This is a genomic window from Streptomyces sp. GESEQ-35 (assembly GCF_017948485.1).
Taxonomy (GTDB): Bacteria; Actinomycetota; Actinomycetes; order Streptomycetales; family Streptomycetaceae; genus Streptomyces.
In genome coordinates, this window is the sequence record NZ_JAFFSX010000028.1 from 71382 (window position 1) to 85722 (window position 14341).

Annotated in this window: 17 protein-coding genes; 14 read left to right on the forward strand and 3 right to left on the reverse strand. The window is 68.2% G+C overall.

Features of this window, described 5'->3' with window-relative positions; genetic code table 11:
* Positions 1 to 191 precede the first annotated feature (191 nt).
* The 3 genes from KCH87_RS38620 to KCH87_RS38630 are packed head-to-tail and all read left to right on the forward strand — an operon-like array spanning position 192 to position 2227.
* Positions 192 to 767 carry an FABP family protein gene (locus tag KCH87_RS38620; RefSeq protein WP_210592546.1) on the forward strand — a complete coding sequence of 192 codons (576 nt, stop codon included), beginning with the start codon at positions 192 to 194 and terminating at the stop codon, positions 765 to 767.
* Between the two features lie 46 nt (positions 768 to 813).
* Positions 814 to 1251 carry a Fur family transcriptional regulator gene (locus KCH87_RS38625; protein ID WP_210592547.1) on the forward strand — a complete coding sequence of 146 codons (438 nt, stop codon included), beginning with the start codon at positions 814 to 816 and terminating at the stop codon, positions 1249 to 1251.
* A gap of 10 nt (positions 1252 to 1261) precedes the next feature.
* Complete coding sequence (locus KCH87_RS38630; RefSeq protein WP_210592548.1) at positions 1262 to 2227, forward strand: folate-binding protein YgfZ; 966 nt, start codon at positions 1262 to 1264, stop codon at positions 2225 to 2227.
* A 10-nt stretch (positions 2228 to 2237) separates the two neighbouring features.
* On the opposite strand, the gene dtd is transcribed toward KCH87_RS38630, so the two are convergent.
* Positions 2238 to 2663, reverse strand: a complete 426-nt coding sequence (gene dtd / locus KCH87_RS38635; protein WP_210592549.1) for a D-aminoacyl-tRNA deacylase — start codon at positions 2661 to 2663, stop codon at positions 2238 to 2240.
* Positions 2664 to 2830: 167 nt separating this feature from the next.
* Between dtd and KCH87_RS38640 the strand changes: the two genes are divergently transcribed.
* Together KCH87_RS38640 and KCH87_RS38645 are read left to right on the forward strand one after the other, a co-directional pair.
* The gene (locus tag KCH87_RS38640) at positions 2831 to 3427 is read left to right on the forward strand and encodes an aerial mycelium formation protein (protein ID WP_210592550.1); all 597 of its coding nucleotides are present in this window, start codon (positions 2831 to 2833) and stop codon (positions 3425 to 3427) included.
* A gap of 211 nt (positions 3428 to 3638) precedes the next feature.
* Positions 3639 to 4889 carry a GNAT family N-acetyltransferase gene (locus KCH87_RS38645; RefSeq protein WP_210592551.1) on the forward strand — a complete coding sequence of 417 codons (1251 nt, stop codon included), beginning with the start codon at positions 3639 to 3641 and terminating at the stop codon, positions 4887 to 4889.
* Positions 4890 to 5096: 207 nt separating this feature from the next.
* On the opposite strand, the gene KCH87_RS38650 is transcribed toward KCH87_RS38645, so the two are convergent.
* Positions 5097 to 5282, reverse strand: a complete 186-nt coding sequence (locus KCH87_RS38650) for a hypothetical protein (protein ID WP_210592552.1) — start codon at positions 5280 to 5282, stop codon at positions 5097 to 5099.
* Positions 5283 to 5503: 221 nt separating this feature from the next.
* Between KCH87_RS38650 and KCH87_RS38655 the strand changes: the two genes are divergently transcribed.
* A complete protein-coding gene (locus KCH87_RS38655) occupies positions 5504 to 6412 on the forward strand; it encodes a winged helix-turn-helix domain-containing protein (protein WP_210592553.1) in 909 nt (302 codons plus the stop codon).
* 35 nt (positions 6413 to 6447) lie between these two features.
* On the opposite strand, the gene KCH87_RS38660 is transcribed toward KCH87_RS38655, so the two are convergent.
* The gene (locus KCH87_RS38660; protein ID WP_210592554.1) at positions 6448 to 6636 is read right to left on the reverse strand and encodes a hypothetical protein; all 189 of its coding nucleotides are present in this window, start codon (positions 6634 to 6636) and stop codon (positions 6448 to 6450) included.
* 163 nt (positions 6637 to 6799) lie between these two features.
* Between KCH87_RS38660 and KCH87_RS38665 the strand changes: the two genes are divergently transcribed.
* The 8 genes from KCH87_RS38665 (at position 6800) to KCH87_RS38700 (ending at position 14340) form a co-directional block, all read left to right on the forward strand.
* Positions 6800 to 7669: a GntR family transcriptional regulator gene (locus KCH87_RS38665; RefSeq protein WP_210592555.1), complete on the forward strand. Its 870-nt coding sequence runs from the start codon at positions 6800 to 6802 to the stop codon at positions 7667 to 7669.
* 63 nt (positions 7670 to 7732) lie between these two features.
* The gene (locus tag KCH87_RS38670; RefSeq protein ID WP_308299022.1) at positions 7733 to 8587 is read left to right on the forward strand and encodes a GntR family transcriptional regulator; all 855 of its coding nucleotides are present in this window, start codon (positions 7733 to 7735) and stop codon (positions 8585 to 8587) included.
* On the forward strand, positions 8587 to 9339 hold the full coding sequence (locus KCH87_RS38675) for an HAD-IA family hydrolase (RefSeq protein ID WP_308299023.1): 753 nt from the start codon (positions 8587 to 8589) through the stop codon (positions 9337 to 9339). Before KCH87_RS38670 ends, KCH87_RS38675 begins: the two co-directional genes overlap by 1 nt.
* Positions 9340 to 9723: 384 nt before the next feature.
* The gene (locus KCH87_RS38680) at positions 9724 to 10605 is read left to right on the forward strand and encodes a winged helix-turn-helix domain-containing protein (protein WP_210592557.1); all 882 of its coding nucleotides are present in this window, start codon (positions 9724 to 9726) and stop codon (positions 10603 to 10605) included.
* A 77-nt stretch (positions 10606 to 10682) separates the two neighbouring features.
* Entirely contained in the window at positions 10683 to 11972 is a 1290-nt protein-coding gene (locus KCH87_RS38685) for a phosphotransferase family protein (RefSeq protein ID WP_210592558.1), read from the forward strand.
* The gene (locus KCH87_RS38690; RefSeq protein WP_210592559.1) at positions 11962 to 12669 is read left to right on the forward strand and encodes an HAD family hydrolase; all 708 of its coding nucleotides are present in this window, start codon (positions 11962 to 11964) and stop codon (positions 12667 to 12669) included. The genes KCH87_RS38685 and KCH87_RS38690 overlap by 11 nt, the downstream gene beginning before the upstream one ends.
* Positions 12659 to 13726, forward strand: coding sequence for an aminoglycoside phosphotransferase family protein (locus KCH87_RS38695; RefSeq protein ID WP_210592560.1), 1068 nt, complete (start codon positions 12659 to 12661; stop codon positions 13724 to 13726). Before KCH87_RS38690 ends, KCH87_RS38695 begins: the two co-directional genes overlap by 11 nt.
* A gap of 2 nt (positions 13727 to 13728) precedes the next feature.
* Complete coding sequence (locus KCH87_RS38700) at positions 13729 to 14340, forward strand: TetR family transcriptional regulator (RefSeq protein WP_210592561.1); 612 nt, start codon at positions 13729 to 13731, stop codon at positions 14338 to 14340.
* Position 14341 lies beyond the last annotated feature (1 nt).

Below are 14341 nucleotides of genomic sequence, written 5' to 3' on the forward strand. Positions count from 1 at the left end.
GCCCCGGCCGCGTAAGCTGGGGCCCGGCTCTAGTACCGCCCACTCACGCTCATCCGAGGAGCATTCCGTGGAGATCTTCTTCGAAGTCCTGCTGGTCCTTGTCTGCGTAGGCGTCCTCGCCTTCGCCGGGCTGACCGTGAAGAAGCTGTACCAGGGCCAGCGCTGACCTCCACCAAGGAATTTCCCACCTCATGATCGAGATCCCGTCCGACCTCCACAAGGACCTGGTCCCCCTCGCCTTCCTGCTCGGCAACTGGGCCGGAGCGGGCGTGCACGACTTCCCCGGCGCCGAGAAGTGCAACTTCGGCCAGGAGGTCACCTTCAGCCATGACGGCCGGGACTTTCTGGAGTACCGGTCCCACACGTGGGTGCTGGACAACGACGGGAACAAGGTCCGGCCCCTGGAGTCCGAGTCCGGTTTCTGGCGCATCGACGCCGACCGCAAGGTCGAGGTCACGATGGTCCGCGACGACGGCGTCATCGAGATCTGGTACGGCGACCTGGCCGACAAGAAGCCGCAGATCGACCTGGTGACGGACGCGGTGGCGCGTACGGCGGCCGCCCGCCCCTACACCGGCGGCAAGCGGCTCTACGGCTACGTCAAGAGCGACCTGATGTGGGTCGGCGAGAAGCAGACCCCCGAGGTCGAGCTGCGCCCCTACATGTCCGCCCACCTGAAGAAGGTCGTCACTCCCGAGGACGTCGAGCGCTGGGCCAAGGCCCTCCCGGACGATATGCCGGACGACGGGATCGCCTTCTTCAAGTAGGTCTCGGCAAGTAGGTCTCCGCGCGAGTGGTTCTAGACTCTCTGGTGTGGTGAGCACCGATTGGAAGAGCGACCTGAGGCAGCGCGGCTACCGGCTGACCCCGCAGCGGCAACTCGTGCTCGAAGCTGTGGACACCCTTGAGCACGCGACCCCCGACGACATCCTCGTGGAAGTGAGGAAGACGGCGTCGGGGGTCAATATTTCGACCGTCTACCGGACGCTGGAGCTCCTGGAGGAGCTCGGGCTGGTCAGCCATGCGCATCTGGGGCACGGAGCGCCGACGTACCACCTCGCGGACCGGCACCACCACATCCACCTGGTCTGCCGGGACTGCACGAACGTCATCGAGGCGGATGTGTCGGTGGCGGCCGAGTTCACGGCCAAACTGCGGGACACCTTCGGGTTCGAGACCGACATGAAGCATTTCGCGATCTTCGGCCGGTGCAAGGACTGCACACTCAAGAATTCAACTACCGAGTCGTAGGCTTAGGCATATGAAGAGCCCTCTGCTGTCCCTGCCCGGCGCCGTCCCCGCCGAGGGCGTGGACGAAGGCGTCGCCGCCCACTACGGCGATCTGTTCCGCGAACAGCGCGCCCTCGCCGACGGCACCGGCTTCGTCGATCTCTCGCACCGCGGTGTCGTCACCGTCACCGGCGAGGACCGGCTGAGCTGGCTGCACCTCCTGATCACCCAGCACGTCACCGGCCTGTCGGCCGGCGAGGCCACCGAGGCGCTGATCCTGTCGGCGCACGGTCATATCGAGCACGCGCTGTATCTGGTCGACGACGGGTCGACGACCTGGGCCCATGTCGAGCCCGGGACCGAGGCCGCGCTGATCGAGTACCTGGAGTCGATGAAGTTCTTCTACCGGGTCGAAGTCGCCGACCGGACAGGCGAGTTCGCCGTCGTCCACCTGCCCGCGGGTTCGATCGCGGAGGTGCCGGAGGGCGTCGTCGTACGCGAGACGGCGTACGGCCGTGATCTGTTCCTCCCGCGCGCGGACCTGGAGTCGTACGCCGAGAAGGCCGGCCCGGCGGCCGGAATCCTGGCGTACGAGGCCCTCCGGGTCGAGAGCCACCGCCCCCGGCTCGGCTTCGAGACCGACCATCGCACCATCCCGCACGAGCTGGGCTGGATCGGTACGGCGGTGCATCTCCAGAAGGGCTGCTACCGGGGGCAGGAGACGGTCGCCCGCGTGCAGAACCTCGGCAAGCCTCCGCGCCGCCTGGTCTTCCTCCACCTCGACGGCAGCGAGGTCCATCTGCCGCCCGCCGGCACGGAGGTCCGGCTCGCGGACGAAGGGCCCGACGGCCGCAAGATCGGTTTCGTCACGACGTCCGTACGCCACCACGAGCTGGGTCCGGTCGCGCTGGCGCTGGTGAAGCGGAACGTGCCGCTGGACGCGCGGCTGATGGCGGATACGACGGCCGCTGCGCAGGAAGTCGTCGTGGAGCCCTAGATGTAGAGCCCTAGATTTCGAGCAGGACTGTGAACGGGCCGTCGTTCGTCAGCGAGACGCGCATCCGCGCGCCGAAACGGCCCGTCCCCACCGTCGCGCCCAGGGCGCGGAGCCGGGCGACGACCTCGTCGACGAGGGGCTCGGCCACGTCGCCGGGGGCAGCGGCGTTCCAGGTGGGGCGGCGGCCCTTGCGCGCATCCCCGTAGAGCGTGAACTGGCTGATGACGAGGAGCGGGGCGTCGATGTCGCTGCACGACTTCTCGTCCTGAAGCATGCGGATCGACCAGAGCTTACGGGCGAGTTGGGCGGCCTTCTCCTTGGTGTCCTCGTGGGTGACGCCGACCAGGACGCACAGCCCCTCGCCGACGATCTCGCCGACCGTCTCACCGTCCACGACGACGCTCGCGCCGTCCACCCTCTGCACCACTGCACGCATGCACCCATGATGCCCTGCGGTCGGGAGTGGTCCGGGACGGGCTGTGTGCTCAGTTTTATTGCTCCTTAACCCCCCATCTGGGGCTGATCGGGGGCACTCATTCACATAGCGGCCACTTGGGGTGGCACGATGCTTCCACACGCCGGTCGAGGGGACGGTTGAGGCACATGAGCACACCGAGTACCGGGCAGCCGCCGACGGTCCGCGCGGCCGACGCCACGAATCTCCGGCCGCCCGCGCAGCGCACCGACAGCCCGTGGCCCTGGCCGGCCGTGGCGTCGCCCGAGCACGACCTGACCGCGTCGAGCCTGCCGGAACTGCGCACGCTGCGCCGGGACGCACAGCGGGACGAGGCGGACCTGAGCTATGTACGGCGGCTGTTGCAGGGCCGGATCGACATCCTGCGGGCGGAACTGGCCCGACGTGGCCCCGCCGGGCAGTCGTCCGTCGTCGACCGCCTCCCGGAGATCCTCACCGACGCCCCGGCCCGCCATCGCTCCTCGGCCCGCCATGTGACGCTGGGCACGCCACACAGCGAGGAGTACCGGCAGCTGGCCGCCGACATGCTCGCCGAGGTCGAACTCTCCGACCTCGGCGCACGGACGGACCTGGAACTGAACACCGCGATGGGCCGCCTCGTCCGCTACGAACAGCAGGTCTCCCGCCGCCGCCAGCGCCTCCAGCGCACGGCCGACGACTGTAGCGGGGAGATCGCTCGGCGGTATCGGGAGGGGGAGGCGCAGGTGGACGACTTGCTGATGTGACGCGGGGGATGACTCAGCAGGTCCTGTGAAGTCCGATGCGGTTCGGCAGCGCCCTGAAGGGGCGCGGGGAACTGCGCGACCAGCCACGATGGTGCCGCAGACGATCGACGGCCTATCGCGGCACTTCCAGCGGAGCGCTTAGCTGACGTGACGCGGGGGGTGCGTGCAAAAACCCGCGACACCGTCACCGTCGTGTGCCTACCGTGATCGCATGACCCGCCGCGCCGACACAGACGTCCGTCCGATCAGTGAAGCCGAGTTTCCCGACTGGCTGCGTGCAGTGAACACCGGGTTCCTGCGGCCGCCGACGCCGCCGGAGGCGGAGGTCGAGGGCCGGCGGAGTCAGTTCGAACCCGGGCGTTTCATCGGGGCCTTCGACGGCAGTCGGTGCGTCGCCACGTTCCGGTCCTTCGCGCAGGAGGTCACGGCTGTCGGCGGCAGGCCGGTCCCCGCCGACGCCGTCACGGGTGTCACCGTCACCGCCACTCACCGTCGCCGCGGTCTGCTGACCCGCATGATGACCCAGGACCTCGGCGCGGCGAAGGAGCGGGGGGACGTGGTCGCCACACTGATCGCCGCCGAGTACCCGATCTACGGGCGGTACGGCTTCGGGCCCGCCACCTGGATGAGTGAGTGGTCGGTCGACGTACCGCGGGCGGGTCTCGACCCCCGGTGGGCGGGTCCGGAGGACGGCGCGCGCATCGACCTCGTGGACGCCGAGGACGTCCGCAAGGCCGGCCCCGAACTGCATGAGCGGCTGCGCCGCGCCCAGCCCGGTGCCGTCAGCCGCGACGACCTGTGGTGGCAGCTCAACACCGGCGCCGTACGCTTCGACGAGTCGTGGACCGAACCCCACTACGCCGTGTACCGCTCGGCGGCCGGCGAGGTCGAAGGGCTGGTGTCGTACAAGTCGGACGACAACTGGCACGACAAGCAACCGCACAACACGGCCCAGGTGAACTGGCTGATCGCCGTCAGCCCGCGGGCCGAACGCACCCTGTGGCGCTACCTCTGCTCCATCGACTGGATCACGACGGTGAAGAGCGGGTGGCGGGCGCCCGATGATCTGCTTCCGTTCCTGCTTCCCGATCCCCGTGCCGCCCGGATCGTCACACTGGCGGACTGGATGTGGGTGCGGGTCCTCGATGTCGTACGGGCCCTGGAGGCGCGGACGTACGAGGGGGAGGGGACGCTCGTCGTCGACGTACGCGACGGGGACGGGTTCACCGGCGGGCGGTATCGGCTCGACGCCTCGCCCACGGGAGCTTCCTGTGCGCCCACCACCGCCTCCGCCGAACTCACCCTCGACGTAAGCGAGTTGGGCACCCTCTGGCTCGGCGACGAGTCGGCTGTGCGGCTCGCGGCGCTGGGGCGGGTCCAGGAAGAACGAGCGGGCGCCGCCAAGATGGCCGACGCCCTGCTGCGTACGTCCAGGCGGCCTTGGTGCCCGGACATGTTCTGAAGTCTCCTTCCTGCCGACGGCGACTGACTGTGCATCCGTAGCTGTGCTCTTCAGTTGTGGCTGTGCCGTTGTGTGCAGCTGTCGCTGCTGTTCAGTTGTCGGTATGGAGTTGTGGCTGTGCGTTTGGTGCAGACTGACCAGGCTCCCGGCTCCCCTCCGGAAGGGAGCCCGGCCAGCCGTTCCTGGGCGGTGCGGCCGGTGCGGTGCTCAGCCCGACTGGGCGAGCAGCATCACGATGATGACCGCTCCGATGCCGCCGAAGAGGGTGTTCCTGGCCTTGATGCCGATGGCCAGTGCGATGAAGCCGATGATGCCCATGGGGCCGTACTTCCACTCGATGAGCTGCTCGAAGGCGACGGCGAGGACGGCGAGGACGATGGCGGCGAGCGGCATGACGGTCCCTCCTTCGGGACGGGTCCGCCTTGGACGGTGAGGCGGAACCCTGCTGAGGACCGGCCACCTGGTCGAAGGATCCGACCCTGGTGGCCAACCCCCGGGAAGTTTGACCATGTTGCTCAAGTTGGCGACCAACTTCACTGTACTTATCTCCGCTTGGAAGCGTCTCATAACCACCTTTCATTGAACTGACGCAAGATGGCGAGAAGTTGTACTGTTTGGTCGTGGACCCGAAACACGCCGCCGTCAATGGACGGGCGAGGTCACAGCGGCCACAGACGTCACATCGAGACGTGGCCGACGAGCTGCGCACCCGCATCAGGTCGGGCGAGCTGCAGCCGGGCCAGCGCATGCCCACCCAGGCCAGGCTGGCCGACGAGTTCGGCGTGGAGCGGGGGGCCGTACGGCAGGCGCTGCGCATCCTCCAGTCGGAGCACCTGCTCATCAACGTCTCCAAGGGCAGCCCGGCGACCGTCGCACCCGACCTGAGCAGGGCACTGGCCGGCCCGGGAGCCCCGCCCCTGCCCACGATGGTGGCCCTGGGGCCCCGCACGGCGGCCGCCTTCGCCGCCCCGCACGTCGAGATCGACGCCCTGTGCCTGACCTCGATCAGCCTGACCCTCGCCATCGGCGAGCCACTGCGCCAGATACACGCCGGGCAGATGAAACCGGCCAAGGTCGATGTCCGCGTCCTACTGCCCAGCCGTGACATCGACCTTGCCTTCCCCGCGCCGGTGGATCCCGCCGACGACGACGCCGTGCACCGCCGCTGGTTGTCCCAGCGCAACGCCCAGGGCCAGGTGCTCCAGCACAACCTGCTGGCCCTGCGTGCCACCCACGGAATCGACGTCGACGTCTCGTTCCGCGCCCTGCCCTTCACACCGCCGGTGAAGCTGTACCTGCTCAACAACGCCGAGGCACTCTTCGCGTACTACACGCTCACGCGGCGCGAGCAGGAGGTCGAACACGAGCATCTGGAGATGTACGACGCCGAGGGCTCCCAGTCGATGCTGTTCGCCTTCGAGCAGGGCGCCGGCCTGCGTGACACGACCTTCGTGGAACAGTCCCAGCTGTGGTTCAACGCACTGTGGGAGACGATCAGTTCGGAGCTGATGCTCACGAGCTGACGTCTCCCACAGGGTGGTCTGCTGTGCGTTCGACCTCATAGAGCGGGCCTTGCGACCAGCACGGCGAGCAGGAACGCGCCGATGGAGCTGACCGTGGGGCTCTTGGCCTTGATACCGATGGTGAGCAGGAGCAGACCGAGGATGCCGATGGCGCCGAACTTCCACCGGACCATCTGTTCGATGCCGACGACGAAGACTGCTGAGATGAGGGCGAGGGCAGGCACGGTGATTCCCCCTTCGGGCTTCCTGGGCGGGGCGGACGAGGAGGCAAACATTCTGCCAACTTGACCAACTTGGCAACCAACTCTGACTATAGTGTGCCCACTTGGCAGCCATCTCAAAACAACTTCCGGACAACTCCCCATGGCTGGATAGGAGTTGTAGCGTTTGGTCGTGACCCAGGAGAACGTGGCAGTGAACGGCAACAGAATGTCGTCCCAGGAGATCGCCGACACCCTGCGGGAGCGGGTCCGCGGCGGTGAACTCAAGGCTGGGGACCGCCTGCCCACCCAGGCCGAACTCGCGGAGGAGTTCGGCGTGGAGCGCGGCACCGTGCGCCAGGCCCTGCGGGCACTCCAGGAGGAAGGCCTCCTGAACAACGTCAGCAAGGGCAGCCCGCCCCGGATCGCGGTCCCCGCCCCGGCCCGCGGCGAGCCCCAGCCGACGATGGTCGGGCTGGCGCCGCGGCTGACGGAGGCGTTCGCGGAGCCGCATGTGCGGATCGACGCGGCCTGTCTGACCGCCGAGAGCCTGATGCTGGCCATGGGCGAGCCGGTTCGCCGGATCCACGAGGGCACCGCCCGCCCGATCTCGATCGACGTGCGCATCCTGCTGCCCTCGCGGGACATCACGCTGGCGTTCCCGGCGCCGGTCGACGGTGACGACGAGTCGGTCCACCAACGCTGGCTGTCCATGCGCAACGCCCAGGGCCACGTCCTGCGGCACAACCTGCTGGCCCTGCGCTCCTCGCACGGCATCGACGTAAACGTCGCCTTTCGCGCGCTGCCTTTCACACCGCCGGTGAAGCTGTACCTGCTCAACGGGACGGAGGCGCTGATCGCGTACTACATGATCACGCGTCGCGAGGAGCCGACGGACAGCGGCATGCTCGAGATGTACGGCACTCTCGGCACGGAGTCCCTCCTCTTCTCCTTCGTTCAGGGGGCCGACCAGCGTGACGCCGCGTTCGTCGAACAATCCCAGAAGTGGTTCGACGCACTCTGGGGAACCATTACTACGGACCTGACCCTCCCCTGACCGATGCCCCCGCCGGCCCCCGGCGTCGCTCGAAGTGCGGCGGTGAACCAGGAGAACGTGGCAGTGAACGGCAACAGAAGCTCGTCCGCGGAGATCGCGGACGTCCTGCGCGAACGGATCCAGGCCGGTGACCTGAAAGCGGGAGACCGTCTGCCCACCCAGGCCGAGCTGGTCGAGGAGTTCGGCGTGGACCGCGGCACGGTCCGGCAGGCGTTGCGCATCCTCCAGTCGCAGCACCTGCTCACCAACGTGAGCAAGGGGAGCCCGCCGAGGGTGGCCGAGGTCCAGGCGGAGCCGCAGCGGTCCAGGGCGGCCCGGGTGGTCCTGATCTCCTATCTGAAGGAGGCGTTCCGGTCGCCCGAGGTGCGCATCGACGCCATCTCCTTCACGGCGGAGACCCTGATGTGGGCACTCGGCGAGATGTGCACGGCCGTGGCCAGGGGCGAGGTGCACCCCAAGTCCGTCGAGGTGCGCTGTCTGCTGCCGGGGCCCGACGTGGTCCTGCCCTATCCCGATCCGGTGGACCGGCCGGAGCTCAGAGGGGAGGTGCACAGGAAGCTGAAGGCGCAGATCGAGGAGCAGCAGAAGGTGATCGACTTCTATCTCTCCTCCGTCATGCGTGATCGCGGCATCGAAACGAAGCTGGCCTTCCGGTCGCTGGCGTTCGTGCCCTCGGTGAAGCAGTACGTGCTGAACGGCACGCTGGCACTCCAGGGCAACTACCAAGTCGCCAGGCGCTCCTACGAGGATCTGCCCGGCGAGGAGGCGTTCGAGGTCTTCGACGTCAGCGGGTTCAAGTCGATGCTGTTCGAGTTCCGACGCGACAGAGGAGGACAGGACGCGGAGATCGTGCAGGACACGAAAGAGTGCTTCGATGCCCTCTGGGAATCGAACGCTCCGCGACACACACTCAGCTAGTGACTCCTGAGACTGGACGGGCCGACCTGGTGACGAGAGCTGCCGAGGAACTTCGGGAACTGGTCGAGCGCACACGGTATGTCCTCTTCGACTTCGACGGACCGATCTGTCGGCTGTTCCACGGTTATCCGGCCACGGAGATAGCCCGGGCTCAGGTGAAGTGGCTGAAGGATCAGGGGCGGGACGGCCTGCTCACCGAGGAGGAACGTTTCAGTCAGGATCCTCACGGTGTGCTGAGCACGTTCGCCGCGCGATACCCGGGCAGCGACCTGCTCACCGACCTCGAAGAGCACCTCACCCGGCACGAGTTGCGGGCGGCGAGGGTCGCATGGCCGACCGTGTACGCCGATCCGCTGATCCAGACCTGGGTGGCGGTCGGGGCTCAGCTGGCCATCGTGACCAACAACTCGGCCCGTACGGTGACGAAGTACCTGCACGACAGGGGGCTCTTCTCCTGCTTCACCCCCCATATCTACGGCCGTACGGCGCGGGAAATGCACTTCCTCAAGCCGCATCCCGAGACCCTGAACCGCGCCCTGCGGGCGATGGGAGCGGCGCCGGAGGCCTCGCTGATGATCGGGGACACCGACTCCGACGCCAACGCCGCTCGCGCTGCCGGCGTCCGGTTCCTGGGCTACGCGAGTAGCGCGCGGGCGGTGCGCCGGATGCGGGACGCCGGGGTTCCGGAGCGGGACATCATGAACTCGCTGGAGCCACTGCTGAATGCCGTGCGTGCCGTGAAGCATTCCTGAGCCTCCGTCCCCTCGGCCCTCAGGCCTGGAGTGTCAGCAGCAGACAGGTCACGGCGAGGAGGAAGGCGGGCGACACTTTGATGACCGTTCGCAGTCCAATTGGCCGCGTCCAGGCGGCCAGTGGAGTCCAACGGCCGTACCGCCTCCCTGTCACCTGCTGAACTTCAGTCGCCGGGTAACTCACCGGCACCTGCGGCCACTTCGGGCGCTCTGTCGTTTCCATGGGTCCCCCACCAAGTTCTCGACAACTGTCCTACCAATTGGACTGGTTCTGTCTGACTGGACTGTTCCCGGCCTGATTGATCCGCTAACCAACCGTCCAATAGTTGGGGTGTATTGACGGTAAGTGGTGCCACGGTGGCATGAAGGCGGTAGCTTCTGCGTGTGGGTACTTCGGAGAGTGACGAGGGCGGCGGCCGTCAGTTCCGCCTCGTGCGCAACCACTTGATGGAGCGCATGCGGGACGGGACGTACGGTGAGGGTTCCAAGCTGAAGACGCAGCGTGAGCTGGCCGAGGACCTGGGTGTCTCACGTGACGTCGTCCAGAAGGTGTTCAGCCAGTTGGTCGACGAGGGCTACATCGCGACCAAGCGAGGCAGCCACAGCTGGGTGGTGCGGTTGCCGCGCAGCACGAAAGGGGAACCCACCCTCTACGACTCCATCGACAGGGCGTTCGGTGAGCCCGAGGTGTCACTGGATGTCGCGTCGCTCACCAGTGAGTCGTTCGTCGGGCATTTCAGGGCGCAGGTGGAACGCGTCGAGGCCGGGGAGCTCGCGCCCCGCCGGGTGGCGGTCCGGATGATGCTTCCCTCCGAGAGCACGGACCTGCCGTATCCCCGGGCGCCGAAGGACCCGAAGGACGACGAGCGGGTCCGGGAGCGCTGGCGGAACAGGGCCCGGGTGCATGTGGCGGAGATGGGGGACTACTGCGAGCGGCTGAGGGTCGGGGGGGTCGACGCCGCCCTCGAGGTCCGCAGGGTGACGATCTGGACGCCCACCTTCAAGCTCTACCTGTTCAACGGCGGTGAAGCGCTCACGGGGCTCTACGAGCCGGTGAAGGGGCCGATCCGGCTCGATGACGGCACCATGATCAAGGAAGCGATCGACGTCAAGGGTGTCGGAGTCAGCCTGACCAACTTTGCGAAGACCGGCGGAGTCGATGGCGGCGCGGGCTACGGCAATTACCGAGCGTGGTTCGACGCGTACTGGAATGTGCTCGCAGAGAGGCCGGAACGCGACTCAAAGCCGGCAGGCCAGGGGCAGTAACCGCCACTTCCGGCAAAGGGTGTCCGCATCGTGGTCAAACGTGAGAACCGTCACCACCTGAAGTACGCTCCCCGCTCATGCGGCTCAATCTGCCCCACCGACCCCAGGAAGCGCTCGTGCGCTTCTTCGCCGGGCGGCGCCGCATGGCCGTCGGCGACGTCGTCGTCGGGCACCACAACAGCAACCACATCCTCCCGCTGGGGCAGCCCCTGGCGTATCTGCTGGGGATGGGCTCCGGGCGGATGCGAGCCAAATTCCGGGTGCCCTTCGAGACAGTTGAGGTCGTGCCCCGAATCTGGCGGGAGTCCGACGTGCTGCACGTGGTGAGCGGGTGGATGGACGACGTCCCGTGCTGTCTCCGGGACTTCGGTGATTGGTCACTGCATGCCTATGTCCCGGGCCGGTCCCTGTCCGAGAAGACGGGACGGGAGCCGGTCGGCGAGGAGCGGATCGCGGAGTTGGCCGGGTTCTTCGCCCGGTTGGCCGACGTACCGGCCGACGCCCTTCCGGCCCGTCCGGCCAATTGGCCCGAGAGCGGCGACAGTCAGGGTTTCCTGCACCGGCTGGCCGACTACACCGAGCATCAGGTCCACCGGCGCAACCGGCCCCGCTTCGGCGGGCTCTTCGACGCCCTGGAGATCCCGCCCGGCATGGTGGACCGATTCGTGCGCTCCAGGCCGCAGCTCACCCGGCGCCCCTTCACCCTGCTGCACACGGACGTCCACCGGGCCAACGTGATCTTGACGCCGACCGAGAACGGCGAACGGCTCCTGGTGCTCGACTGGGAACTCAGCCTGTACGGCGACCCGTTGCACGACCTGGCGACGCACGTGGTCCGCATGGGCTACTCCGAGTCGGAGCGGAAGCTGGCGATCGAGTGCTGGGCCGAGGCGATGAAGCAGGCAGGGCACGCGCCGCTGACGGTCGGTCTGGACCGGGATCTCGACACCTACGAGGGCTTCGAGCGCGTCCAGTCGGTCTTTCCGGACGTGATGCGGGCCGCCCTCGCACTGCCGGACGAGCCGGACACGAAGGCCTTCGTCACGGCCGCGGGCCAGGTGCGCCGGGCTCTGCACCGGGCTTGGGAGTGGCTGAACCCGGAGAGCAAGCCCGTCGACGAGGCCACGGCCGTGGGCGCGCTGCGTGAGTGGCATGCCGTGGACAGTGCCGCCGGACCCGTCGCCGAGACGGACTCCGTGCGGTCCGGCGGCCGGCGGAGCAGAGACGGGAACGGGTGGTGTCCGGACGCGGACCGGCCCAGAGGCATCCGGCTCACCGCAGGACGGGAACCGGATCCGCTGACGGGCCGGCCGATGAGCACCGAGGCGATGGAGCCCCTGGAGAGCCTGGAGCGGCATGTCTGTTGAGGTCGACGAGGCGAGCGAAGTCCGGTCGCTGCTCGACGGAGTGCGTGGTGTCCTCTTCGACTTCGACGGACCCGTCTGCCGGCTCTTCCCCAACGGCTCCTCGCGGCGCGTCGCCGATGAGGTCCGGACGCTCGTGTCCGAGGCGGGCGCGGACGGTCTGCTGACGGCCGCAGAGGAGCGGGACAAGGATCCGCACGCCGTCCTGCGTGCCGTGCACCGGGCGGGGTGGGACGACACGGACCTCGTCGGGACTCTGGAGGAGACGGTCACCGAGGGTGAGCTGTACGCCGCTCGGCAGAAGCCGGAGCTCACCCCGGACGCGGGCCGGCTCATCCGGAGGCTGGCCGAGCGCGGGCTGGGACTCGCCGTGGTCACCAACAACTCGGCCCGGGCGGCGTCGTACTACCTCGACTCGAAGAAGCTGCGGGGCTGCTTCACCGCCGTTCACGGGCGCACCCGCGACATCGACCGGATGAAACCCGACCCCGACGTCGTGAACCGGGCCCTGGACAGCCTCGGTCTGTTCAGCCATGAAGCGCTGATGATCGGTGACTCCCGGGTGGACGCGGAGGCGGCGGAGAAGGCGGGGGTTCTCTTCGTCGGGTACGGCCGTAACAAGCGCAAGGAGGCGGACTTGCGACGCGCGGGAGCCAAGTGGGTCCTGAGCTCGTATGCTCGACTCCTTGATGAGGAGTGACGACGCGGCACTCGAATCCGTGGGGCGCACCCGCCGGCGTGCGAGGGAAATCGCCGGGGACCAGCCTCTGCACGGACCGCTCGCCGGGTACCACCACGAGGCGTACGCCTTCCCGCACCACGGCGTGCCCGGCGCACGCCGAATGAAGCTGCGGGAACCACGGCCGAACGTGATCTGGTTCGACCGCAGGGCCTTCGACGAGGTGGAACTGCTGACCGCCCTGGCCGACCGGGTCCGCGGCATTCCGGACGTGATCCGCGTGGGGTCCGCGACCCTGCATCAGTTCATAGAGGGGCAGACCCTCGGCTCCCGCTTCGCCGCGGGGACGGAGATACCGAACGCCGTCGTCGCACAGCTCATGGGCCTGGTACGGGACCTGGCCGCGATACGGCCCGACTCCCTCCCCGTGGAATGGCGCGTTCCCGCTGAGGACCGGGAGGCGGACGGTGACAGCCGCGGATTCCTGGCACGGCTGGTGCACTTCGCCGAGGAGCAGGTGTACGCGCGCAACGAGCACAGGTTCGGCACGCTCTTCCGGGACCTCGGAGTCGACGCGAACGCCTTCAAACGCTTACGGCGGCACCTGGACGGGGTCGCGGAGCGCCCGTTCCATCTCCTCCACGGCGATCTGCGCCGGGAGAACCTGATCCTCGATCCCTCCGGCCGGCTGTGGACCATCGACTGGGAACTGGCGGTCTTCGGGGACCCGCTCTACGACCTGGCGACGCACCTGTATCTGACGCGCTATCCCGAGGGCCAGCGTCGCCGGATGGCCGAACTCTGGACGGCCACCGTCGAGGACGCCGCCGCGGGCGCCTCCCGGCACTGGCAGGAGGACCTGCCGCGCATCCTCGGCTTCAAGCGCGCCCAGTCCGTCTTCACCGACGTCATCAGAGCCGCACTCGACCTGGCGGACGGCGCTCCCCTGCGGGCGACGGTGCCCCTGTTGTGCGAGGTGCTGCGGGACGGCGCCGTACCTCTGGGCCTGTCCGCGGTGCCGACGCCGTGCGAGACCGCGGTGGCCCTGACGCGCTGGCGCCGCGGCTACGCTTCGTAGCCATGAGCACCGGCAACGCGGGCCTGCGCGAGCGCAAGAAGCAGCGGATGTACCAGTCCGTGTCGGACATCGCCATCCGGCTGTTCCTGGAGAAGGGCTTCGATGCCGTCTCCGTCGCCGAGATCGCCGCCGCGGCCGAGATCTCCAAGCCGACCCTGTTCCGGTACTTCCCGGCGAAGGAGGACCTCGTCCTGCACCGGATCGCCGATCACGAGGACGAGGCCGCGCGGGTCGTCGCCGGGGAGCCGAAGCCGCTTGTCGCTCTGCGGCGGCACTTCCTGGACGGGCTGGAGCGGGGCGATCCCGTCACCGGGCTGAACGACCATCCCGAGGTGCTGGCGTTTCATGGGCTGCTGTACGGGACTCCGTCCCTCGTCGCCCGGGCGTACGCCCATGTCGAGCGGTCGGAGGCGGCGCTGGCCGAGGTGCTCGGCGGGGATCTGGACGCCCGGCTCGCCGCGGGGCAGATCATGGCGGTGCGGCGGATCCTCGCGCTGGAGAACTGGCGGCGGATTGCGGGAGGGGAGTCGGTGGAGGACGTACGGCGGGATGCCGTGGTGGCTGCCGAGCGGGCGTTTGCGCAGTTGGAGCGTGCGTTGCCGCATCTCGCGTGAG